General features: G+C 61.3%; 21 protein-coding genes. 14 read left to right on the forward strand and 7 right to left on the reverse strand.

Annotation, left to right across the window (positions count from 1 at the left end):
* Window positions 1-11 precede the first annotated feature (11 nt).
* The 3 genes from LPA37_RS04790 to LPA37_RS04800 all read left to right on the forward strand — a co-directional run bounded on the left by LPA37_RS04790 (window position 12) and on the right by LPA37_RS04800 (window position 4,653).
* On the forward strand, window positions 12-1,262 hold the full coding sequence (locus tag LPA37_RS04790; protein ID WP_228982198.1) for an HlyD family secretion protein: 1,251 nt from the start codon (window positions 12-14) through the stop codon (window positions 1,260-1,262).
* 91 nt (window positions 1,263-1,353) lie between these two features.
* Entirely contained in the window at window positions 1,354-2,916 is a 1,563-nt protein-coding gene (locus LPA37_RS04795; protein ID WP_229011826.1) for a DHA2 family efflux MFS transporter permease subunit, read from the forward strand.
* Window positions 2,917-3,048: 132 nt separating this feature from the next.
* Window positions 3,049-4,653, forward strand: a complete 1,605-nt coding sequence (locus tag LPA37_RS04800) for a Fic family protein (protein WP_229011828.1) — start codon at window positions 3,049-3,051, stop codon at window positions 4,651-4,653.
* A gap of 37 nt (window positions 4,654-4,690) precedes the next feature.
* On the opposite strand, the gene LPA37_RS04805 is transcribed toward LPA37_RS04800, so the two are convergent.
* Complete coding sequence (locus LPA37_RS04805) at window positions 4,691-5,041, reverse strand: hypothetical protein (RefSeq protein WP_228982204.1); 351 nt, start codon at window positions 5,039-5,041, stop codon at window positions 4,691-4,693.
* Window positions 5,042-5,456: 415 nt separating this feature from the next.
* Window positions 5,457-5,753: a hypothetical protein gene (locus LPA37_RS04810; protein ID WP_228982206.1), complete on the reverse strand. Its 297-nt coding sequence runs from the start codon at window positions 5,751-5,753 to the stop codon at window positions 5,457-5,459.
* A gap of 1,337 nt (window positions 5,754-7,090) precedes the next feature.
* Here LPA37_RS04810 and LPA37_RS04815 point away from each other — a divergent pair.
* Together LPA37_RS04815 and LPA37_RS04820 are read left to right on the forward strand one after the other, a co-directional pair.
* Window positions 7,091-8,236: a porin gene (locus tag LPA37_RS04815; protein WP_229011830.1), complete on the forward strand. Its 1,146-nt coding sequence runs from the start codon at window positions 7,091-7,093 to the stop codon at window positions 8,234-8,236.
* A 178-nt stretch (window positions 8,237-8,414) separates the two neighbouring features.
* Window positions 8,415-9,347, forward strand: coding sequence for a YncE family protein (locus tag LPA37_RS04820; RefSeq protein WP_229011832.1), 933 nt, complete (start codon window positions 8,415-8,417; stop codon window positions 9,345-9,347).
* Window positions 9,348-9,533: 186 nt separating this feature from the next.
* Here the strand turns inward: LPA37_RS04820 and LPA37_RS04825 are convergent, their stop codons facing one another.
* Entirely contained in the window at window positions 9,534-9,710 is a 177-nt protein-coding gene (locus LPA37_RS04825) for a hypothetical protein (protein ID WP_229011834.1), read from the reverse strand.
* Window positions 9,711-10,448: 738 nt separating this feature from the next.
* Here LPA37_RS04825 and LPA37_RS04830 point away from each other — a divergent pair.
* The 3 genes from LPA37_RS04830 to LPA37_RS04840 all read left to right on the forward strand — a co-directional run bounded on the left by LPA37_RS04830 (window position 10,449) and on the right by LPA37_RS04840 (window position 13,047).
* Window positions 10,449-11,330, forward strand: coding sequence for a MipA/OmpV family protein (locus tag LPA37_RS04830; RefSeq protein ID WP_407672481.1), 882 nt, complete (start codon window positions 10,449-10,451; stop codon window positions 11,328-11,330).
* Window positions 11,331-11,517: 187 nt separating this feature from the next.
* Complete coding sequence (locus LPA37_RS04835; protein ID WP_228982210.1) at window positions 11,518-12,780, forward strand: MFS transporter; 1,263 nt, start codon at window positions 11,518-11,520, stop codon at window positions 12,778-12,780.
* A gap of 129 nt (window positions 12,781-12,909) precedes the next feature.
* Window positions 12,910-13,047, forward strand: a complete 138-nt coding sequence (locus tag LPA37_RS04840; RefSeq protein WP_228982213.1) for a hypothetical protein — start codon at window positions 12,910-12,912, stop codon at window positions 13,045-13,047.
* Window positions 13,048-13,213: 166 nt separating this feature from the next.
* On the opposite strand, the gene LPA37_RS04845 is transcribed toward LPA37_RS04840, so the two are convergent.
* From LPA37_RS04845 to LPA37_RS04855, 3 genes are all read right to left on the reverse strand, one after another.
* Window positions 13,214-13,567: a thioredoxin family protein gene (locus LPA37_RS04845; protein WP_228982215.1), complete on the reverse strand. Its 354-nt coding sequence runs from the start codon at window positions 13,565-13,567 to the stop codon at window positions 13,214-13,216.
* Window positions 13,568-13,740: 173 nt separating this feature from the next.
* A complete protein-coding gene (locus LPA37_RS04850) occupies window positions 13,741-14,463 on the reverse strand; it encodes a HisA/HisF-related TIM barrel protein (RefSeq protein ID WP_228982217.1) in 723 nt (240 codons plus the stop codon).
* Window positions 14,460-15,380 (reverse strand): LysR family transcriptional regulator, encoded by a 921-nt coding sequence (locus LPA37_RS04855; RefSeq protein ID WP_228982219.1) that lies wholly within the window; start codon window positions 15,378-15,380, stop codon window positions 14,460-14,462. Before LPA37_RS04855 ends, LPA37_RS04850 begins: the two co-directional genes overlap by 4 nt.
* Window positions 15,381-15,490: 110 nt before the next feature.
* Between LPA37_RS04855 and LPA37_RS04860 the strand changes: the two genes are divergently transcribed.
* The 5 genes from LPA37_RS04860 (at window position 15,491) to LPA37_RS04880 (ending at window position 21,722) form a co-directional block, all read left to right on the forward strand.
* On the forward strand, window positions 15,491-17,197 hold the full coding sequence (locus LPA37_RS04860; RefSeq protein WP_228982221.1) for an FAD-dependent monooxygenase: 1,707 nt from the start codon (window positions 15,491-15,493) through the stop codon (window positions 17,195-17,197).
* A gap of 145 nt (window positions 17,198-17,342) precedes the next feature.
* Window positions 17,343-18,650 carry an MFS transporter gene (locus tag LPA37_RS04865; protein WP_228982223.1) on the forward strand — a complete coding sequence of 436 codons (1,308 nt, stop codon included), beginning with the start codon at window positions 17,343-17,345 and terminating at the stop codon, window positions 18,648-18,650.
* 55 nt (window positions 18,651-18,705) lie between these two features.
* A complete protein-coding gene (locus tag LPA37_RS04870) occupies window positions 18,706-19,548 on the forward strand; it encodes a fumarylacetoacetate hydrolase family protein (protein WP_228982225.1) in 843 nt (280 codons plus the stop codon).
* A gap of 36 nt (window positions 19,549-19,584) precedes the next feature.
* Window positions 19,585-20,526: a VOC family protein gene (locus tag LPA37_RS04875; RefSeq protein ID WP_228982227.1), complete on the forward strand. Its 942-nt coding sequence runs from the start codon at window positions 19,585-19,587 to the stop codon at window positions 20,524-20,526.
* Window positions 20,527-20,585: 59 nt separating this feature from the next.
* Window positions 20,586-21,722 carry a porin gene (locus LPA37_RS04880; RefSeq protein WP_228982229.1) on the forward strand — a complete coding sequence of 379 codons (1,137 nt, stop codon included), beginning with the start codon at window positions 20,586-20,588 and terminating at the stop codon, window positions 21,720-21,722.
* Window positions 21,723-21,850: 128 nt separating this feature from the next.
* Here the strand turns inward: LPA37_RS04880 and LPA37_RS04885 are convergent, their stop codons facing one another.
* On the reverse strand, window positions 21,851-22,726 hold the full coding sequence (locus tag LPA37_RS04885; RefSeq protein ID WP_228982231.1) for a GlxA family transcriptional regulator: 876 nt from the start codon (window positions 22,724-22,726) through the stop codon (window positions 21,851-21,853).
* 319 nt (window positions 22,727-23,045) lie between these two features.
* Here LPA37_RS04885 and LPA37_RS04890 point away from each other — a divergent pair, with 319 nt between their 5' ends.
* On the forward strand, window positions 23,046-23,903 hold the full coding sequence (locus tag LPA37_RS04890) for an alpha/beta fold hydrolase (RefSeq protein ID WP_228982233.1): 858 nt from the start codon (window positions 23,046-23,048) through the stop codon (window positions 23,901-23,903).
* The last annotated feature ends 56 nt before the right edge of the window (window positions 23,904-23,959 follow it).

Below are 23,959 nucleotides of genomic sequence, written 5' to 3' on the forward strand. Positions count from 1 at the left end.
GGAGAATCAACATGAGCGACACGATCACAACCGGCCGGAAGACGGCGGAAGACCAACCGGAACAGGCTAGCGTGGAGAGCCCGGGCAAGCGCAAGCTGATGCTCTCGCTGCTCGCCGCCGCGATCGCGGTGTCGGGCGCGGGGTGGGGCGCGTACTACTACACCGTCGGACGCTTTCATGAATCGACGGACGACGCCTACGTCAGCGGCAACCTCGTGCAACTCACGCCGCAGGTTAGCGGCACGGTCGTCGCGGTCAATGCCGACGACACGCAGATCGTGAAGCAGGGCGACCCGGTTGTCACGCTCGACGACGCCGATGCGAAAGTCGCGCTGGGCAACGCGGAAGCCGTGCTCGGCCAGACCGTGCGTCAGGTGAGTGGCCTTTACGTCAACAACGACTTCTATGCCGCAACGGTCGCCCAGCGCGCCGCCGATCTCGCCCGCGCCGAAGACGACCTGAAGCGCCGTCAGGCCGTGGCCGGCACGGGCGCGGTATCCGGTGAAGACATCGCCCATGCCCGCGATGCCGTGAACGCCGCGCAGGCCGCGCTCGACGCCGCCCGCCAGCAGGCCGAAGCGAACCACGCGCTCACCGACCACACGTCGATCGAACAGCATCCGAACGTGCAGGCCGCCGCTTCGAAGGTGCGCGACGCGTACCTCAACTACGCACGCAACACGCTGCCGGCGCCGGTCACGGGCTACGTCGCGCGCCGCTCGGTGCAGGTCGGCCAGCGCGTGGCGCCTGGCACGCCGCTGATGGCAATCGTGCCGCTGAACGGCGTGTGGGTCGACGCGAACTTCAAGGAAGTGCAACTGAAGCACATGCGCATCGGCCAGCCGGTGACGCTGACCGCCGACGCCTACGGTTCGAAGGTGAAGTATCACGGCCGCGTAGTGGGTTTCTCCGCCGGCACGGGCGCCGCGTTCGCCGTGTTGCCCGCGCAGAACGCGACCGGCAACTGGATCAAGGTCGTGCAACGTCTGCCGGCGCGGATCCAGCTCGATCAGGCGGAACTGACCGCGCATCCGCTTCGCATCGGCCTTTCGATGGACGTCGAAGTCGATACGCACGACGAAACCGGCACGCAACTCGGCGCGGCGCAGAACACGTCGTACCGCACGGATGTGTTCGCTGAATACGGCGCACAGGCCGACGCGGAAATCGCCCGGATCATCGCGCGGAACATGCCGGCCGGTCGCGCGGTTGCGGCAGCCGCAACCGTCCCCTCGTCTGCGTCAAAGCGCAAGGCCGGCTAATCTCAGCTACCCATTTTTTTTGCTGCAAATATCTGACAGGTCAGAAGCAATCGCTAATTTCTGACTGACAGGCTCCCAGACTGGTGACGACATGAATCCCTCGACGCATTCCGCCGCGCTCCCGCCCCTGACCGGTGGCAAGCTCGTTCTCGCGACCCTTGCCGTGGCGCTGGCCACGTTCATGAACGTGCTCGATTCATCGATCGCGAATGTGGCGATTCCGACGATCTCCGGCAACCTCGGCGTTTCGGTCGACGAAGGCACGTGGGTCATTACGCTCTTCGCCGCCGCGAATGCGATCGCGATTCCGCTGACCGGCTGGCTCACGCAACGCGTCGGGCAGATCAGGCTGTTCGTGTGGGCGATCCTGCTTTTCGTGATGTCGTCGTGGCTGTGCGGCATCGCGCCGACGCTGCCGGTCCTCCTCGGCGCGCGGATTCTGCAAGGCGCGGTGGCGGGTCCGCTGATTCCGCTGTCGCAGGCGATCCTGCTCGGCTCGTATCCGAAGGAAAAGAGCTCGCACGCGCTCGCCTTGTGGGCGATGACGGCAACCGTCGGCCCGATCGCAGGCCCCGCGCTCGGCGGCTGGATCACGGACAGCTACTCGTGGTCGTGGATTTTCTATATCAACATTCCGGTGGGTATTTTCGCGGCCGGCGTGACGTGGTTCATCTACCGCACCCGCGAAACGCCGACGCGCAAGCTGCCCATCGACAAGGTCGGACTGCTTTCGCTGATCGCATGGGTCGGCTCGCTGCAGATCATGCTCGACAAGGGCAAGGACCTCGACTGGTTCCATTCGCCGGTGATCGTCGCGCTGACGGTGTTTGCCGTCGTCAGCTTCGCGTTCTTCGTGATCTGGGAGTTGACGGAGAAGAATCCGATCGTCGACATCAAGCTCTTCAAGGGGCGTAATTTCCTCGGCGGCACGGTGGCGATTTCGGTGGCGTATGGGGTGTTCTTCTCGAACCTCGTGATCCTGCCGCAATGGATGCAGGGTTATCTGAACTATCGCTCGGTCGACGCAGGTCTCGTGACGGCGCCGCTCGGCATCTTCGCGGTGATTCTCGCGCCGGTGATGGCGAAGATCATGCCGAAGTCCGATGCGCGGGTACTCGCCACGCTGGCGTTTCTCGGCTTCGCCGCGGTGTTCTTCATGCGCTCGCATTACACGACCGGTGTCGATACGTTCACCCTGGTGCTGCCGACGCTGTTGCAGGGCATTCCGACGGCGCTCTTCTTCGTGCCGCTCACCGCGATCATCCTGTCCGGTCTGCCGCAGGACAGGATTCCGGCCGCGGCGGGCCTGTCGAACTTCGTGCGCGTGTTCGCGGGCGCCGTGGGCACTTCGCTGGTGACGACGGGCTGGAACAACCGCACGATCCTGCATCACGCGCAACTGGTCGAACAGACGAGCGTGAACAACCCGAACTTCACGGGCGCAATCGATTCACTGCAAGGCGTACTGGGTGGCAGCAGCGCGCAGACGATGGCGTTCTTCGAGCGTTCGCTGAACACGCAGGCGGCGATGCTGGGGCTGAACGATATCTTCTGGCTGTCCGCGGTGATCTTTATCATCATCGTGCCGCTCATCTGGGTGACGAAGCCCGGCAAGGCCGGCGGCGCGGCAGCGGCAGGAGCGGGCGGTCATTGAAACAACACGGCGCCATCTGATGTGCGACAGAATAATAGTGATATTGAATGACAAAAAAATAGTGCTATTGAATGTCGAAATTCTAGTGATATCATGAAGCGTAAAAATAGTGAATTTACGTGAACGAACAAAATGGCGGCACCCAACGAAAAACTGGCGGACTCTCTGAGGGTACTCAAGGCGTTGCAGGACCAGGGCTTCCGGGTCTTCCAACCGTCGGCCATGCCCTCGCTCACTCGCACTCACCGGGAACGACTGGTCAAGGCCGGGTTCCTGAAGCAGGTCATCCAGGGATGGTATCTCGCGAACAATCCAGAGGATGCTGACGGCGATTCGACACACTGGTACGCCAACATGGAGGTCTTTGTCGCGGCGTACGCCAACTCGCGCTTCGATGGCGACTGGCAACTCAGTGCAGAACTATCAGTTCTGAAGCACAGCGGTCATACCAGCATTGCGAAACAGCTACAGCTGCAGTCACCGAAAGCCAACAACCAGCTGCAGGGACTACCACATGGCTGCTCCCTGTTTCTCTACCGTATTTCGGAACCGCAACTCGCCACCTCGCGAGCCCCGGCCGCTAGTGGACTACTACTTATGCCGTTGCCTGACGCGCTGATTCGCGTCAACCCGACGTTTTTTACCCAGCATGAGATGGCCGCCCAGATTGCGATGCGGCAAGTCGACATCTCGCTGCTCATCGCACGCCTGCTCGAGGGCGGGCACAGTCAGGTTGCTGGCCGGCTGGCCGGCGCGCTCAGGGCCGCAGGGCGCGCGGCCGACGCAAACCAGTTGCTCACCACCATGAAGGCCGCTATGTACACGACAACGGAGAACAATCCGTTCGAGCGGCCTCTTGCGCAAATTAGCGGACGACGCAACGAATCTCCCTACGTTCTGCGCATCAATGCGATGTGGTCAACGATGCGCGAGACTGTCCTCAAGCGGTTTGAGAACGTTCCGAGGCGGGAATTACCCGATGCGGACAGCCTGCTCGCCGACATCGCCGCCCGCTACGTCGCGGACGCATACCATTCGCTGTCCATCGAAGGTTACCGGGTCAGCGCGGAGCTGATAGAAAAGGCCCGTAATGGCCATTGGAGCCCGCTCACGCATCCGGGAGACCGGCAGACCAGAGACGCCATGGCAGCAAAGGGTTACGCGGAAACGCACAGCCACCTCAAGGCGCTCATCGGCCGCGTGATGAAAGAAGGGCTGAAACCGGCGGGAGCCTTTAGCGCCGACTTCTTTCAATGGTATGTGACGCTTTTTTCGCCCAGTGCGCAGGCCGGTATTCTCAATGCAGGAGACCTGGCCGGTTTTCGCAACAATCAGGTTTTCATCCGTAATGCCCTTCACGTGCCGCCCTCTCCGGAGGCCGTACGGGAATGCATGCCAGCTTTGATGGACCTGCTGGAAAACGAAGACCACCCCGGCGTCAGAGCCGTGCTGGGCCACTTCATTTTCGTTTTCATTCACCCGTACATGGACGGTAACGGGCGGTTGTCACGATTCATCATGAACTTCATGCTGACCACGGGCGGCTACCCATGGACAATCGTGACCGTCCAGTCGCGCAAGGCTTACCTGGACGCGCTCGAACAGGCCAGCACCTTTGGGAATATCGAACCGTTCGCCGACCTGCTTTGCAATCTGATATCAGAGCAGGCAGCGACTCCCGTCGAGCGTATTACCCAGCGTCCGGAAGCGGGCAACTGGACAGCGCCTCCGCTCTGACGACCTCTTCGTATGAAGCGCTTTTCACGTCACGCGTTCAGTGAAGCGCCGCAGGCTGGCCGACCCGCGAAGGCGGGTTGTTCAGCGCGAGGAGGAACGTGCTGAAGTTATGCGACCACGGGTTGTAGCCGGCCAGATCCTGCATCAACGTTTGCAGCAGTTCGGGCGCGACGTCGCGGTCGAATTCTTCCTGCTGCGCGCGCCTGATGCGTGCCACCAGTTCTTCATCGACGATAACCACGAGGTCGCGCGGATAACCGGCAGGACGAGGCCGGTTCGCCGGACGGGCGTGACGGATACAGAACTCGCGTTCCGCGAGGCGTGTGATGGAGCTTTGGGGGACGAGCGTCGAGAGGAGGCCGCACATGCGACTGGCAAAGTCATCCATTTTTATGATCCTTTAGTCCTGTAGACGGATTCGGAAAAATCGCCGGATCAGTTGCGAAAACCTGGCGCTGGATGCGTGGAGGGGGGCCGCACATCAAACGTCAAGTCAGACCCTATCGCTTCGGCGTGGTAGATGCAGCAGGATTCGTGCCAACTTGAAGTCGCGTGCGCGGATGGCGCTCCGCGCCTTGTCGGGCCTTGCTCAAAAGGATTGACCTGTTTCGAGCAGGCAGGGCGGAGCGCGTGGATCGTGCAAATAATGCTCGAAGCGAGAGCAGGTTTTACGTTGTGTTACGTATCTTGCACGTGGGTTTCTGGGGAAGGCGCGCGTAGGCCGCAAATAATGTTGCCAACGTCACGACATTAAAATGTCAGTGAACATGCCATTCTTCTGCGATTCCCCTGGTTGGCGTCATCTACGAGCACAGTACGCGGGGAGCCGTGCCCGGATCCGGATAATGGGTCTGGCTACGGAAAACCTGGCGCAACCCGGCCGTCGCGTCGATTTCCGCTTCGTTTCGCTCGTCAATGGTAAGCGCCGGGTCGCTGGAGAGGGCCGTGGGCAACGGCTGGTTGACCGCGCACACGACATGCTTGCCGTCGTGCAGCTGGACCTCCGTCGTGTAACGGGTGCGTGACGTTGCGAAAGCGGTGGAGACCAGGCAAAGGGTGAGAAGAATAAGGGCCGCCAATTTTCGTTGGACCTGTTGCATGATGAACACTCCTGAAGTCAGCGATGAAATCGCAGTACGTCCATTCTTCTCCAATCAAGCTTAAGCGCCGCTTATTAGTCAGTCTATTTTTGGCATTACTCATTTGCAAAGAGGAGCTTGCGTTCTGACGGTTAGATCGATTGCATCCTTATATCCGACCTGTTCATGGTGCATGCCCCTGGCGTTGATGGAATGCGCCGATGAGGTCCTCATCTGAATATCGGGCTTGAATGTCCGGCCGGACTATCAGGCTTTGCTCACCGAGGTCAGACCTGTATCGCCATCATGCCTGCTTGCCTTGTGCAACCGCCGTATCAGGGGAGCTGCGAACAGTTCGATGCGCTCATCCACGTTGCGGCAACTGGCGAGCGATACGCGCGGTTACCTGTGAGTAACGCCCACGCGATGCGCGCATTCTGGTTGACTTGCGCTACGGCCGCTGCTAAAGCCCCGCGCATTGGCGCCGATGTGACCAGCCAGTGCGGTCGCCCGTCGGCAGGCGGATGCCGGGAATCCCGGCAAGGCGCTGACTGGCCTCGCTGTGCCGGTGCCATTGGCGGATTTGTGCTTCCATCGCATCGATCTTGCGGTCGATTTCCCTGACATCACACGTATGTCCCATCGCAGCCAGCCCGCGTGCCCAGTAATGTGCGCTGCCAGAGGCCTCCATGTTGACCAGGCAGGCCGGTGAAGCGGCGCCATCTGCATCTGGGGCGGTTCATGGTGTTCAGTCTGAAATCCACAACGGTTAACAATAGTCCACAAAACTACAAGAGCTTGCTGTAATTACTAACTCATTATTTTTTATTACAAATCAAATATAAAATTTTCCTTTCCGCATCGCATTCATGCGGTCAGGAAATGAGTGACATCAGGGTTTTTTCGTCCGGACATGAATCTGGCGAGGGTCCGGGCATCGGCGAGCGGGCTATTGCAAATCCCCGTCTGCAGGCAACATTACATCCTTCATTTGTCCGATCTTTTCCTTTCTTTCGATCTGCCTTCCACTATGCAAATATCCTTTGGTTACCATAAATTTGTTTAATTATCCATATCAAATTATTTGATCGACTCTGCTGTCTCGGCAAGAAAAACCGAAAGAGCTGAAAACAGCCAGTCCATTCAGGAGAAGGGCGATCGGAGACCGTCGTGTAAGGTCTCGTCCCGGAATTCATGGAGTGGAAAATATATAAAACAATGTTGCCCGGGAAAGGGCGGGCAACGAGTAGTTTGTTCAGAATTTATATTTCAGTGCCAGGCTGCTCCGCGAGAGAAATCTGCATGTCTATAAAGCAGAAAAACAGACAGCCATTATTCTAAATATGACAGGAAGAGACATGAAAAGCAGTAGTTACGGCATTCTTGCCATTACCGTTATTGCAGCATCTTCGAATGCCATGGCGCAGAGCAGCGTCACGCTATATGGAACGATCGATGAGGCTGTGGCGTATTACAACAATACCGGTCAAGGTTCTGTGCTTCAATTGCAAGGAGCGGATCTGGCTTCCAACAAATGGGGGTTAAAGGGCGTAGAAGATCTGGGCGGAGGCCTTAAAACGGTTTTCGACCTCGAAAACGGTTTCGACATCAATACAGGGGTCATGAATCAGGGCGGCCGGGAGTTCGGCCACCAGGCCTATGTCGGTTTTTCGAGCGACCATCTGGGCACACTGACGCTCGGCCGGCAATATGATCCAACGGTCGATCTGGTTCAGGGAATTACGGCAGACGGGTATGGCCCTGCGTTTACGACTCCCGGCGATGCCGACAACAACGACAATTCCATTCGCGTAAGCAACGCGATCAAGTACGCAAGCCCGACCTATGCTGGCTTTCAATATGAGTTGCTCTATGCACTCGGCGGTGTCGCGGGTAACACGAGTTCCGGCCAGACCTGCTCGGCTGCCGCGCTGTATACGAACGGGGGACTGAGTCTTGCCGCGGGTTACCTGTTTGCCAAAAACGACCAGGCCGGCGGGATCGGCACGGCTGATCCGATTCAGAACAATTCGGTGACTCCGCTTTACGACGCTGTAGCATTTGTCGGTTCGAGACAGATAGCCCAGGTGGCGGCGCAGTACGTAATCTCTGCGTTTACTGTCAACGCGCGCTATAGCAATGCCCAATATAAGCCGTACATCGACTTTGGCGCATTTGACCGCACGGAGCACTTCAACATCGGCGCAGCATCTCTAGGTTATCAGGCCACACCCGCTGAACTGCTGGCGATTGGTTATACCTACACGAAGTCGAATGGCGCGTCATCCGCTACATACCATTCCGTCGCGGCCAGTTCTCAATACAGTCTTTCCAAACGCACCACCCTGTATGCCACTGCGGGCTATACGCACGCCAGCGGTACGACCTTTAGCAGCGATGGCACGGAAATCGTACCCGCTGGGGGAGCGGTGGGCGATCTGACCTCGGCGTCGGGCACGCCGAGTCAGGTCGCGGTCATGATCGGTCTGGTTCACAAGTTCTGACGTTCACGTCGACGTTCTCTTTGCCGTATCCCGCCGCACCGGATCGTTGCCGGAAGGTAGCGATTCGCCATATCAAGGTAGTCCGTGAAAATTATATTAATTGACTGGAGACATCATGTCGTCGTTCTTTAAATTTCAGGCTCTCGCCGTCGGCGTTGCCGCAGCCGCGCTCTTTTCCGTGACGGCCGGCGCGCAGACTTCTCAATACCAGTTGGTCAAAACGATCGACTTGCCAGGCGCAACCGGCGGTCATGGCGATTGGGTCACCTATGATCCGGAGACCGAAACAGTCTGGCTTTCGCAGTCTCCCGATCACAATGTCGTGGTCATCGACGCGAAGGCACTTGCCGTCAAGGACACCATATCCGGCGTGGATTCCGGCAATGGCATCGCTCTCGACGGACGCTTTGCTTTCATCACCGACGCAACGTCCGGCAAACTGGTGGTCGTGGACAAGAGAACGCGCAGGAAAGTAGCCAGTGTCGATAGTGGCGGCAAAACGCCGGACGGCGTCAACGTCGACAATCGCACCGGCAAGATTTTTGTTGCAAACGACGACAGCAATAACGAAACGGTCTTCGAGAACAAGTCGCCGTTCAGGATGCTGAACGTATTCAAGCTCAAGCCTGAGGACTCGAAAGACGGTCCCGATGTCGCACTGTATGTTCGTTCCCAGGATCGCCTGTACCAGCCGGTCGGAGGGAACATCGACGTCATCGATCCGAACACGGACAAAATCGTTGCTGTCTGGGACTTCGGAGTCAAGGGCGATGCCAAGGGCGGCGTATACGACAGCAAGACTCATCACGTGATTTTCGGCACGAGCGACAAGAAAATGCTGGTTGTGGATCCGGCCAGCGGCAAACTGGTCGCCACCATCCCGGTTGCCGGTTCCGTCGACCAGACGGCGATCGATACGGCAAGACGTCGGGCTTTCGTCGGGGACAAGACGGGCAACATCGAGGTCATCGATCTCGATACCAATCAGGTGGTCGATCACATCGCCACCGAGAAGAACATGCATACGCTTGCCGTCGACACGAAGACTCACCGGATTTTTGTCTATCTGAATGCAAGCAACAAGGTAAGCGTGTTCGAGCGACGGTCCTGAGCTGGCAGGCCCGACGTAAGGAGGAAATCGCCGGCAACGTCCGGCTGGAAGGGGAACAGGTACTGTTCCCCGCTTCACAGGCTGGCTGCCTTCGATCCGTAGTATCGCGGCTGGGGGCCGGACAGCCGCGTGCTGGCGCGCAGTGGCGTGGAAATGCTCTCCCGATTGTTCAGCGGCCTCTTGATATCATCGCTTTGTGCCCGGCAATCCGGCCCTGGCGAACGCACCTTCTAAAAAATCATTCCTCTGTGTCAACTGCCCGATCGTCGCGCGCAACGCCTTGAGGTCAACCGGCGGCCCGCTCAGCGACTGCCCCGCCGAGCCGGACACGTCGGCCGCGCGCTCTGCAATTGCTGGTTTCATTCTGTGATCTGGTTCGGGGAGACATCGAACTGGTGCGCCAATTCGGCCAGCGTCCGCTCGCTCTTCGCCCCGCGAGTCCTCCTTCCGCCTGAACGCCGCTGAGCGCGTCCGTCTCGTTCTCTTTGCCATCTTCAGTTCCCTTTGCCGGCTATTACTGCTGGCTCAACGTCGTTCCACTTCTCTTCTCCAACTGTGCGAATTTGCGTGGCCACCTCTGCATGTTTGTCCCATGCAGATACATGTCGGCGAACGTGTTGTCCTTCTGCGGGCCGGAATTCGCGACGGCGATGTCGACCGTTTTGAAATGGGTGAAAAATACATCGAAGAATGCATCGGCACCGTACAGCGTCGGACCTCTGCCTGAACGGTAACGGCAGCGCCGCCAGCAGTCACGAATCGTTCGCACGCTTGAGTGGAATCGCGTGCGGTGTGCCACGCGAGTCGACCGCATGGCCCCGAAATGTGCTCTGCGACGGGCGGGAACGGGATTTGCGTCGTGGCGAGTACCGCGATGCGTGCGCCATCTGGAACGAAGCCCCGAATGGTCGCGGCAACCGGGTAGCGTGGGCCGCGCGAATCCATCGACGGCTTGAAGGACGCGCGCGCGGGTGGCGAGAAAGTCACGGTAACGGGAAAAATGGCAGCGGGCGGCGCAGCGGCAGCTTGAAAACAGTTGCTCTCGCACCGGTCCGGAAAGAACAACGCAGATTTCCCCCGGGAACGGGGACCGGAGGCTTCATGTTGAACGGCAGCGCGTTACGCGATGAGCAGATGTGCCGCGCACTGAAACTGGCCGCGATGCTGTCGACGGTGATCTCGACCACGATGCCCGTCGCCGCGCTGGCACAGACGCCATCGCCGCTTGCCGAATGGCAATACTCGGTGGGGCTTCCGCTGGAGAAACTCTATAACGCACAGATTCCCGACTGGCAGGCACGCCTGGGCCTCGGCGTGACGGTGCGCCCGCGCTATGACGGCGCCGCGAATTATCACGCGATCGTCGGACCGACTATCGACGTGCGCTACCGCGACCTGTTCTTCCTCTCCACCGGCGAAGGGCTCGGCGTGAATCTCGTGCGCACCACGCACTGGCGCGCGGGTCTCGCGATAACCTACGACCTGGGCCGACGTGCAGAAGACAACTCGGGCCATCTCGACGGCATGGGCAACATCAATCCCGCGCCCGAGGCCAAGCTGTTCGCGGAATACGCCGTGTCGAAAGACTTTCCGCTTGTGATTCGCGCCGATATCCGGCGCAACCTCGGCGGTTCAGACGGCTGGATCGGCGACCTCGGCGCCTATATGCCGTTGCCTGGCAGCTCGGAGAAATTCTTCTGGTTCGCCGGCCCGAACCTGGTCTTCGCCGATTCGCGCTATATGCAGACGTGGTATGGCGTCAGCAGCCTGCAGTCGGTGCGTTCCGGCTATCCGCAATACGATGCGAGCGCGGGGCTTAAATCAGTGGGCTTCGGTGTCAGCGCAATCTGGTTCTTCCAGAAGCACTGGTTCGTGACGGGCGACGCCGGCCTGCAGCAACTGACAGGCGATGCGGCACGCAGCCCGGTGACGCGCAAGGCTACCAACGCAGTGTTCGATTTCTCGTTCAACTATCAGTTCTGAGTGCCGCCGCGTGTGATCGCGGCATCCCGCGATCACACTGCCACGCCGCCGGGCTTTGCCTGGCGTCCTCGCGATTCCCCGAATTGCACTACACTCTCCGACTTTTGGCGTGCGACGTTACGCGCGCCCGCGCGGGCTTTCGTCCTGATTTCCCGTATCAAACCGCGATCCTCGAACCGACCGTTTCATGACACCCGAGCCCCCGACCCAGCCGCCCGTCGATACAACCATCAGTCTGGCACGCCATGTCAGTTTTCAGCGGTTCTGGGGCGCGCGGGTCCTGTCGTCGATCTCGTTTCAGATGCTTGCAGTCGCGATCGGCTGGCACATCTACGCAATCACGCACAGCGCGTTCGCGCTTGGGCTCGTCGGGCTCGCACAGTTTCTGCCGATGTTCGCGCTCACGCTGGTTGTCGGTCACGTTGCCGACCGTTACGACAGGCGACGTATCGCGGCAGTCTGCCAGACGCTCGAAGCGCTCGCCGCAGCCGTGTTCCTGACCGGCACGCTCGGCGGCTGGCTGTCGGCACCTGTTATCTACCTGCTCGCGGCGCTCGTTGGCGCGATGCGTGCGTTCGAGTCGCCTTCGATTTCCTCGCTGCTGCCTTCCGTCGTGCCGCGCTCCGAGTTGCCGCGCGCGACAGCGTGGTCCACTTCAGCGGGGCAGGCCGCCCAGATTCTTGGGCCCGCGGCCGGCGGTCTGCTGTACGGCGTCGGCCCGGCTGCGGTGTATCTGGCGAGCGCCGTCGCGTTCATCGCGGCCGCGACGCTCGTCTGGTCGATCCCGCTGCGGACGAAGCCGGCCGCGCGCGCGCCGGTCACGCTCGAATCGGTGTTCTCGGGCATCGCGTTCATCCGGCGCCAGCCGGTGATTCTCGGCGCGCTTTCACTGGACCTGTTCGCGGTGCTGTTCGGCGGCGCGACGGCGCTCTTGCCGATCTTTGCGCGCGACGTCCTGCAGACTGGCCCGCTGGGGTTGGGCCTGCTGCGCTCGGCGCCGGCAGTGGGCGCGCTCGCCGGCACGATCTGGCTCGCGCATTTTCCGCTGCGCAACCGTCCGGGTGCGGCGATGTTCGGCGGCGTGATCGCGTTCGGCGCGGCGACGATCGTCTTCGGCCTGTCTCACTCGTTCGTGCTTTCGCTGGTGTCGCTTGCGGTGCTGGGAGCGTCGGATGTGATCAGCGTGGTGGTGCGGCTTTCGCTCGTGCAACTGCGCACACCGGATGAGATGCTCGGCCGCGTCAGTGCGGTCAATGCGCTCTTTATCGGCACGTCGAACCAGCTTGGCGAGTTTGAGTCCGGTGTGACAGCGGGCTGGTGGGGTGCGGTGCCGGCCGTTCTGGTGGGCGGTGTGGCGACGATTGCGGTTGCACTGCTCTGGATGCGTCTGTTCCCGGCGCTGGCGCACACGGAAACGCTGGAGGAGCCGAAAGGCATTCGCAAGGCATGATCAGGCACGATTCGCCGAACCGGGCTGCCGCGGGCAACTGATTCTTATTGTTTTGTTGCGCTGCGACATAGGAGGGTTATAATAAGGGTTATTACCTAGGTATTAACCCGTTAACTCCCGGAGCCCACCATGAGCAATGCCACTACCGCCACCGCTACCCTCGGTACCAGCTGGTTCGCACGCCTGCGCGCACTGGCCGTCGAAGCGTGGAACCTGCACCTGCAAACGTGCGCGATCATCGCTGAATCGCATCGCCGCCCTCTGTGAGAGCGGGCAGGCAGAGGCGCGGGGTGCGTTCCGCGCTTTCTGTCTGATCTTCTTTTCGTCTGTTTGCAGTTGTTCAGCTGCATTTCCCGCCTTGCCATCGCGCTACGTTTCGCAGCGTGATCCGGTCATTTCCGCTCAAGCCGTGACACCGGCCGCTCATCGTCGATCAAGCCGTTCTTTCGTTTTTCCCCGTTTGATCGAGCAGTGTCGATAAACCTTCGCTGATTTCAGCGACGTTTTGCGGCCGCACGACACGCGCAACTTCAACGCCGTCACGCAGAAAAACCAGCGTCGGCCAGAGCTTGACCCTGAATGAGCGACCGAGCGCACGCCCGGGGCCGTCCTCGATTTTCAGATGACGTACACCGCCATGTGGCTCCAGCGCCTGGCCGATAGCTGACTGCGCGCCCTGGCAGTAGCCGCACCAGTCGGTGCCGAACTCAAGGACGGCTGCGCCGCTCAATGCGTCGACTTCAGCGCGGGTTGGGGCATTCGTTGAGTAAGCGGTGGGTTTTGCCATTGTTGCTCCGGGGATGACTGGATTTCGCGTCAGGTTCAATCTAACGTAAATCCGGGCGCGCTTCAGGCGGCGTGAAAAGCGGCTGCATGGCGATGCTCATTACGCGGCGGTTTCGAGGGGGCGAATACCGCCATGCCCGTTGCACGTGACGCGTCTTCCGCTCTCATCGCCACTTATCGTCGAACAGCGGGAATCCTTCGATCATGAAGTGCGGAGGCGATCAGCCATGCGTGCGCGCCCGCGGCTTCGGCGGCACGCAGATCGTCGACATCACGCATACCGCCCGCGCCGACAATCTGCCGCTCACCCGCACGATTTCGCACATCGGCGATTGCCGCGAGGTCGGGGCCTTCGAACGAACCCACGCGCTCCAGCGACATCACGATGACGCGCGACGGCCACCCCGATGCATCGTGCCAGTGCGACGGGTCACCCAGCGGCGTGTCATGCCGTCGGTCGAGCGAGAGAATCGCGTCGTGAGGAATCGTGTTTTCGTTCGCGCGCGCCGGGTGCATTGATGATCCATCGTTTGCGCCACGCAGCGATTCGCTGCCGAAAACGGGCGTTACGGTCGCGCCCGCTGCGTGAAGCGGTTCGATCAGCGCGCTCGCAGCATCGCGATCCGCGAAACCGGCATCGAGCCACAGTTCGATGCCGGGCATCGCCTGCATGAGACGCATCAACGCAAGTCGCTGCGGCGTGCCGCCCATGATCCCGTCGAGATCCGCCACATAAAGCACTGTTGAATTCGCGTAGTGGAGCAGGGCGCGCGCGACGTCGACGGGATCGCTGCCTTCACAGAGCCGCGAGTCAACCGGTCGATAACGGCTGCGCTCGCCGCGCATCGCATGGACGGCCACGCCGCCAAGCAGATCGAGTACCGGAATGATCTTCATCGTGCGCGCGGCCGGCCGCCCTCCTGACGCAACGTTTCCACAACGAGACCCCTGAACCATCGATGCCCCGCATCGTTGTGATGGCGTGCATGCCAGAACTGCTGCACCGTGAGGTCCGGCAGGTCGACCGGTAGTGGAAACACGTCGACATCGGCGAGACGCGCGAAGAGTTGCGCGAGTTCGTCCGGCACCGCCGCGATGAAATCCGACGTGGCAACGAGACTCGGCACGGCGAGCAGAAACGGCACCTCGACACCCACCTTCAGCCGCGCGCCATGCCGCCGCAATTCCTTTTCCAGCAACTGGTTCGTGAGCGCCAGCGTGCCCGCGACCACGTGCTTTCTCGCGACGAACTCATCGAGCGTCATGCGCACTTTCCTGCGCGTCGCACCGCCCTTGATGATGCCCACCAGCGACCGGTGAAAAAGCGGCTGCTGGTGAAGGTTTTCGCCGACCTTGCCGAGATAGCCGATCGCGAGATCGAGCTCGCCGTCCTGAAGCGCGCCCGCGAGTTCCGTCGACGGAAGCTGGATCGGTTTGAGCGATGCCAGTGGCGCACGCTCGCGCAGCGCGGCAAGCAGTTGCGGAAGGATCACGATCACGCCCATGTCGCTCAGGCAGACGGAAAACGTGCGCGTCGTGGTCCCGGCATCGAACGATTTCGCGCTCCAGATTTCCTGCTGCACGAGCGCCAGCACGTTCGCGACCCCTTCGACGAGACGCTCTCCAACGGGCGTCGGCGCCATCACCGGACCCGCGCGCACGAACAGATCGTCCTGAAACAGCGTCCGTAGTTTCCCCAGTGCATGACTGACAGCGGGTTGCGTCAGGCCGAGACGGTCGGCGGCGCGAGAGACGCTCCGCTCATCGTTGAGCGCCTGCAGGACATATAGAAAGTTCAGGTCGGGCGGCTGCATTTATGCACCAGATTCATTATGGGTATGAAAGTCATTGTATAGATTTATACGCGTCCAGCGATTAACTTCGCAACCACAGTTGAAAAAGAACGGTTCAGGAGACAGCAGTGGTGGATTGCGACGTAATCATCGTGGGTGGTGGGCCGGTTGGATTGTTCCTCGCGGCCGAGTTGGGCCAGCGCGGCATCAGCGCGGAAGTGTTCGACGCGAAGGCCGGCACGAGCACGCACCCGGCGGCGAACGCAAACAGCGCCCGCACGATGGAACATTTTCGCCGTATCGGCATTGCTTCGACGGTGCGTGCGCTGGGTCTGCCCGCCGGTTACGCGACTGACGTTGCGTACTTCACGTCGATTGCGGGCCACGAACTCGCGCGCCTGCATCAGCCCGCTTCACGGGATGCCGTCGAATGGGCAAAGGCCCATGCGTTCACGTGGGCCACGCCCGAGCCGCCGCATCGCTGCTCGCAACTGTACGTCGAACCCGTTCTGCTCGAAGCGGCGCGCAGCCACGCACAGTGTCACGTGCATTTCAACGCACGGGTGGTCGCGTTCTCGCAAGGCGAGGAGTCGGTCAGCGCGACGGTCGAATTCGACGCGACCGCGGATCGTCCCGGGGAAACACGCACCGTGACCGCGCGCTATCTGATCGGCTGCGATGGGCCGCGCAGCTTCGTGCGCAAATCGCTCGGCCTGCGCTACGCGGGTGTCTCCGGCGAGAAGCGCGAATTCATGGGCGGACAGATGGACGCCGTCTACTTCTACGCGCCCGATATCTATCGTGTGAGTCCGCATGCGCCTGCATGGCAATACTGGACGTTCAGCGCGAAACAGCGCGCGCTGATCATCGCCGTCGACGGCAAGGGGCATTTCATCATGAACGTGCAGATGCGCGACGATGAACGGCCCGACGACGACAGCGTCCGGCATCGCATCGCCGAAGCGATTGGCGCTGATATTCCGTTCGAACTGAAGAGCAGTTCGACGTGGACCGCGGGCTTCACGCTCGTCGCTGACCGCTTTGCGTCGGGGCGCGTGTTTCTTGCCGGCGACGCCGCACATCTATTCACGCCCACGGGCGGGCTCGGCTACAACACCGGCATCGAAGACGCCGCGAATCTCGCGTGGAAGCTCGAAGCGATGGTGAAGGGCCTCGCGGGTCCCGCGCTGGGCGCCAGTTATGAAGCGGAGCGCAAGCCTGCCGCGCTGCGCAACACCGCGTTCGCGCGGGGCTTTGCCGACAGCATTGGCCACGTCCAGGTGCCGCCTGAAGCGCACATACCGGGCCCGGCAGGCGATGCCGCGCGTGAAGCCGTCGGCGACTATCTGGCGTTTCATGCGACGGCCGAATTCGTGATTCCGGGCGTCCATCTCGGCACGCGTTACGAGCAGTCGCCGCTCATCGAAACGGAAGCCGGCGCCGCCGCGCCCGACAGCGCCAACCTGTATGTGCCGTGCGCGCGCGCGGGTCATCGCGCGCCGCATGCATGGCTCGAAGACGGCCGCTCGCTTTACGACCGCTTCGGCCCGGGTTTCACGCTGCTGTGCACGGATCACGAAGGCATCGCGACGTGCCATGACGCGGCGTTGCATCGCGCGGCCTCGGTGTTGCCGCAACTGGCGGTCGTGCACGTCGACGAACCGGCGGTCGCGGCGCTGTACAAGGCGGCGTTCGTGCTGATCCGTCCGGACCAGCACGTCGCCTGGCGCGGCGACGCGCTGGACGACGCATTCGAATCCGCCGCGCGGCGCGCGATGGGTCACGCGAATGCCGACATCGATTCCCGTCCGGAACCCGTATCTCCGGCGCCGGCATGAATGCAGTGTTGAACCGTTCGCCGATGTGAACGATATCGAGGCCGGCAACGGCCTTCCACAATAAAACCAGATCAGTTTCGCGACAAAGCGAACCATCCTCCGGAGACAGGACATGCACGCGCAAGCCATTACGCAGGAAGCTGCCATGGATGAGAGAAAGACCTCGTCCCTGCAGATACTCACCTTGATCATCTGCTTCTTCGTTGTCGCCGCCGACGGCTTCGACGTCGCATCGGTCGGTTACGTCGCGCCGTTGCTGAAGAAAGCGTGGACGCTCAGTCCGGCGCAACTCGGTCCGATCTTCGGCGCGGGCCTTTTTGGTCTCACGGTCGGCAGCTTCCTGTTCGGGCCGCTCGCCGACCGCATCGGCCGCAAGCGGGTCATCACGATCTCGCTGATCCTCTTTGGTCTCGGCAGTCTGGCGTGCGCTTATGCGCCTTCGCCGTTCTGGCTGATCGTGCTTCGCTTTGCCACCGGCGCCGGTCTCGGCGGCGCGATGCCCAACGCGATCACGCTTTCGTCCGAATTCAGCCCGGCGCGCAGCCGCGCGCTGATGGTCACGTTGATGTTCTGCGGCTTCACGCTCGGGCTCGCGTTTGGCGGCGCGGTGGCCGCGGTGTTGATTCCGGGCTTCGGCTGGCAGGGCGTCTTCATTTTCGGCGGCGTGTTCCCGCTCGTGCTGACACCCATCGTTTGGATCTGGATGCCGGAATCGCTGCGTTTCATGGCAGGCAAGCCGCGCTATCAACGCGAAACGCGCCAGGTACTCAAGCGCCTGACCGGCGACGCAAGCACGCCGATCGAACAGGTGATTCCCGAAGACGCGAAAACGAATGCCGTGCGCGAGAGCGCCCTTGGCACGCTGTTCAACCGCCGCTACCGGACGGGCACGCTGCTCCTGTGGATCGCGTTCTTCTGCACGCTGTGGGTGTACTACCAGATCACCAGCTGGCTGCCGACCGTCATTACCGGCGCGGGTATCGACCCGTCGCATGCAGCCCGCGTCGGCGCGATGCTGCCGCTCGGCGGCACGATCGGCTCGCTCATCAACGCGCGTCTCATGGACCGGATGAATCCGTTCTTCGTGCTGGCCGGCTCGTATGCCGTGGCCGCGGTGTCGATTGCGCTGATCGGCTTCTCGATCAACGAAGCCATGTGGGTCTATGTCGCGTGCTTCATGGCGGGGTTCGGGCTGTCGGGTGCGCAGACGGGCGCCAACGTACTCGTCGCGGGCTTCTATACGACCGCGGCGCGTGCAACCGGCGTGAGCTGGGCACTGGGCGTCGGGCGGATCGGCTCGATCATCGGTTCGATGACAGGCGGCATCCTGCTGGTCGCGTTCCATACAGCCGACATCGCGTTTGTCGCGTTCGCCGCACCGGTCGTGATCGCGGGCGTCGCGATGCTCGCGAACGGCTGGCTATATCGCGGTCGGGGCACAACGCAGGCGTGAGTCACAACGGTTTCGTTTCATGGCGGCCGAAGGTCGCCACCATCAGGAGAGATACATGCGGTACGTGAGCTTTGAAAAGGACGGCAAGGCGCTCTTGGGCGTGCGTGAGAACGGCGCGATCCGGACACTCGGTGAAGTCACGCTCGAGGCGCTGCTCGCGCGCGGCGTCGATCTGCGCACGTGGGCGAGCCGGCAGGAGGGCGGTCGCATCGAGGCGGAAGAAGGCCTGACGTTTTTGCCGCCGCTAAGCCGCCCGCCCAAGATTCTGTGCGTCGGCCTGAATTTCAGGGATCACTCGAAGGAAAGCAATTTCGAGCAGCCCGATTATCCGACGATGTTCCTGCGCCTGCATACGAGCCTCGTCGCGCATAACGCGCCGATCGTGCGCCCGCGTATCTCCGACAGTCTCGATTACGAAGGCGAGATCGCGGTCGTGCTCGGCCGCGGCGGCCGTCATATCCGCAAGGCCGATGCGCTCTCGCACGTTGCGGGCTATGCGCTCTTTAACGACGCGTCGGTGCGCGAATATCAGTTCAAAACGCCGCAATGGACGATGGGAAAGAACTTCGATGGCACCGGCGCGTTTGGCCCTGACTTCGTGACCGCCGACGAGCTTCCGCCTGGCGCGAAGGGCCTGCGCCTCGAGACGCGCCTGAACGGCGAAGTGGTGCAGTCCGCCAATACCGACGACATGGTGTTCGACGTCGAAACGCTGATCGCGATGCTAAGCGAAGCCGTGACGCTGGAAGCGGGCGACGTGATCGTCTCCGGCACGCCTTCAGGTGTGGGCTGGGCGCGCAATCCGAAGCTGCTGATGCGCCACGGCGACGTGAGCGAAGTATCGGTGGAAGGACTCGGCACGCTGCGCAACGCGATCGTCGACGAAGCCGCTGGCTAAAAAAGTTTCACCGGATCAGGACGTCAGGGAGACATCATGTCCGCAACTCGCGATTCGCAGATCACCGCGGTGCATTCAATCGATCACTTCGCGCTGAACGTGCCCTCGATTGACGACGCCGAGCGGTTTTACAGCACGTTCGGGCTCGACGTCACGCGCACGTCGACAGGACTCGATGTGCGCGCGGCGGACGGGCATCGCTGGGCGCGCATCCTGTCTTCGAGTCACAAGTCGCTCGCGCATCTGACGTTCAACTGTTTCGAGGGCGACCTCGCCGCGCTCGCGCGGCAGGTGGAAGCCGCTGGCGCCCGCGCTGATTTTGCGGTTCGCGTTGCGGACGATGCAGGCCATAGCGAAGGATTCTGGTTCAACGATCCGGACGGCAACCTGATTCAGGTTCGCGTCGGACCAAAGACTTCGCCGGATGCCAGGGCGCCGTTCACGCACGACGCCGCGCCCGCGAACGCGCGCGGTGCGTGCGTGCGCTCCGAAGTCGCGCCGGTGCGCCCGCGCCGCATGTCGCACGTGCTGCTCTTCACGCCGGATGTACTGCGCGCCCTCGCGTTCTACAGGGACGCGCTCGGCTTGCGTCTGTCAGACCGTTCCGCCGACATCATCGCGTTCACGCATGCGCCGCACGGCAGCGATCACCACCTGGTCGCGTTCGCAAGGAGTTCGGCCAAAGGCTGGCATCACGTAGCGTGGGATGTCGCGAGCATCGACGAAGTGGGCAACGGCGCATCGCAGATGGCGGCGGCCGGCTTCAAGGAAGGGTGGGGCACAGGCAGGCACGTGCTGGGCTCGAACTATTTTCACTACGTGCGCGATCCGTGGGGCTCGTTCTGCGAGTACTCGGCGGATATCGATTTCGTGTCGGCCGGTGTCGAGTGGCCCGCGGGCGACTTTGCACCGGAAGACTCGCTGTACCAGTGGGGCCCGGACGTCCCGCCTTATTTCATCCACAACACCGAGGCATGACGACGACTCACGCCATGTGAAGCGCAAATTTAAACAAAACCTCGCTCAGGACTGGAGACATGAAATACAAAACCATTGCGGCAGCCGCCGCGCTCGCCGCCAGCGGCACCGCCTTCGCGCAAAGCAGCGTCACGCTTTACGGCGTGCTCGACACCGGAATCGAACTCGTCACGCACGCCGATGCGGCGGGCGACAAGCTCATCCGCATGCCTGGCATCACGGGCTCGATGCCGTCGCGCTGGGGTGTGCGCGGCAAGGAAGATCTGGGCGGCGGTCTTGCCGCTGTCTTCACACTGGAGAACGGTTTCAACACGCGTGCCGGCGATGTAAACCAGGGCGGGCGCCTGTTCGGTCGCCAGGCATGGGTCGGACTGTCGAATCCATATGGCGCGCTGACATTTGGCCGTCAGTACACGATGACGTTCTGGGCGATCACCGATGCCGACGCGCTCGGACCGGACATCTACGGCGGCGTGGGTTCACTCGACGCCTATATACCGAACGCGCGCAGCGACAACACGGTGGCCTATAAGGGCACCTTCGGCGGCTTTACGGCGGGCGCGACATATTCGTTCGGACGCGACTCGACCGGTACCGGCAATTCGCCGGGGCAGGGCACGTGCGCCGGTTCGATTCCGGGTAACGCACAGGCGTGCCGTCAGTGGTCGGCGCTGCTGCGCTATGACGCGGCGTCGTTCGGCGTTGCGGCATCTTATGACGAGCAGCATGGCGGTCCGGGTGCCGCGGCGAATTTCTTCAACGGCGCCGCGCCGATTCCGCTGACGAACAGCGGCGACAAGGACAGCCGCACGCAGCTGAACGGTTATTTCAAGGTTGGGCCGTTCAAGTTCGGCGGCGGCTGGCTGGGACGGTTTGTCGATACATCGTCGCCCGCGGTGCCTGACGTGCATTCGAATATCTATTATCTGACGGGTACGTATTTCGCCACGCCGTATGTGGTGGTGGACGGCGGCGTGTATCGCACGATCGACAGCCGGCAGGACACGCGTGGCACGCTTGCGGCGCTGCGCGGAACGTATCTGCTGTCGAAGCAGACGAGCGTCTATTTGCAGAGCGGTTATCTCTTCAACAGCGCGAAGGCACATTACACGCTGAGCCAGGGCGGCCCCGGCACGACACCCGCCGCCGGTGTCGGCCAACTCGGCGTGATGGCGGGTATCCGGCATATGTTCTGATGTCGTGACGCTGGCCGTGGGCGTTTGTTAGCGCTGCGTCGCGATATGGGCGGGGTCCTGTCTGGGCGCCGCCCAATCGTGTTCTTCATGCTCTGCGCTCAAGGATAGGACTGCCACTCCTTCCGGCTTTAATCCGGGACCAGGCTCCTGGCCAGGTCAGGAGCATTCCCAGCACCAGCCGAGAAGCGGCGCCGATAGTCAGACGGCGTCAGACCGACAAATTTTCGGAACACGCGCCGGAAGCTACCGACGTCCTCATATCCAATGCCGGACGCGATTTCATCAACGTTCAACCGGCTAAAGACCAGCATTTCGCGCGCCCTGCAGACACGCAATCGCTGCTGGTATTCCAGCGGAGCCATATCAGTCGCCTTGACGAAGCGGCGCAGGAACGTCCTCGGTTCCAGGCAGGCGTGCCTCGCGAGTTCCGCAACGGAAACGGTACATTCTCTTTGGCTTATCAGCCACTGTTGAGCTTTCACAATGGCGCTGTCGCCGTGCTTTAGACGCGGATCAAAATCGCTGTAGAACCGTTGTTCGCGCCCCGGCGGATCGACATTCATGTAGTGCGCCGTTTCCAGCATCACGGCGAGCCCGAGCAGCCGTTCGACCAGGCGCAATCCGAGATCGGCCCAGGCCAGAACGCCACCTGCGGTCAGCACGTCTCCGTAGTCGATCACCATGTAATCCGTCTCGACACGCACGCGGGGAAATTCCCGTGCGAACTGATCGTGGAGCGCCCAATGCGTTGTCGCCTGCCGGCCTTCCAGAAGACCGGTTCTTGCCAGGATGAAAACGCCGCCGCAAACGGCCGCAATAATGACGCCTCTCGCATGCATCTGGCGCAACCAGGTCGTGAGCACTTTATCTCGGGCGGTATCCACCGTCGCCTGAAGATTACCTGGCAGTATCAGTACAGCAGGCTCGTACGCGCTACCTGGAGTGCTGTCGTAGGTGCAAGCGACTTCTTTCTGTGTCCTTTGCCAGTGGGTAATCCGCATCATTGCACGAGCGTTGCGTTTATCACGTCTGGCTGCGAAGTCTCCCGCGTATCGAAACAACTCTGTCAGACCATGTAAGCCAGTGAGAGAGGTGCCAGCGTCGCATACGATGCCCACCTCGTTCCGCGGTGTACTCGCCATGGCCGATTCACCTGCGCTTTTTGTCGCGTTCGCCCGTTGTTGGGCTGATTCCCGAGGCATATGCTGGATTCCAGAGTTGAGATAGCAGATCAACGGTGTAGTCAGGAGTAGCCGCATGCCAGGGCTTCGCGTTGTGCCGCCGAGGTTAAGGCCCATTTCAATCGCAAAGGAGAAAGATTCAATGACTCAGCACCGCACCAAGGAAGCGAATGCAGGAAGCGCCTATATTACCGTTGGCGACGGAACTGAAATCTATTACAAGGACTGGGGCTCAGGGCAACCGCTGGTTTTTCATCACGGGTGGCCTCTATCGTCGGACGATTGGGATGCGCAACTGATGTTCTTCCTTGCGCGCGGCTATCGCGTTATTGCTCATGACCGGCGCGGACATGGGAGATCGACACAAACAGTCAGCGGCAACGACATGGACACCTACGCATCCGATGTTGCCGAACTCGTAACCGCCCTGGATCTGAAGGATGCCGTGCATATTGGTCATTCCACTGGCGGCGGGGAAGTAATACGGTATGTGGCCCGTCATGCCAATGGAAGGGCGGTGAAGGCCGTCATTATTTCCGCGATTCCGCCGACGTTGATGAAATCGGACAGGAACCCCGACGGCGTGCCGAGGGAAGCGATCGACGGCATCCGCGACGGCACCGCTAATCATCGATCGCAGTTCTATCAAGACATCACCATGCCGTTTTACGGATACAACAGACCGGGCGCGGTCGTTTCTCAAGGGATTCGCGACAACTGGTGGCGGCAAGGGATGATGGGTGGCATTAAAGCCCACTACGACTGCATCCAGGTCTTTTCCGAAACCGAGTTCTACGACGATCTCGAGATGATCGATATTCCTGTCCTTGTCATGCATGGAGAGGACGACCAGATTGCGCCTTTCGCGACCACCGGGGCGAAGTCGGTGAAACTGCTTCGCAGAGGTGAATTGAAATCCTATCCGGGCCTCCCCCACGGAATGCCAACCACTCACGCGGAAATCATCAACGCGGACATCCTGGCATTTCTCAAGGGTTAGTCACTCAACAGTCGACGGTATTGGCCGAATCCAGAACAGGTGACCCGGCTCGGCCC

The organism is Paraburkholderia gardini (assembly GCF_907164545.1).
GTDB lineage: Bacteria > Pseudomonadota > Gammaproteobacteria > Burkholderiales > Burkholderiaceae > Paraburkholderia > Paraburkholderia gardini.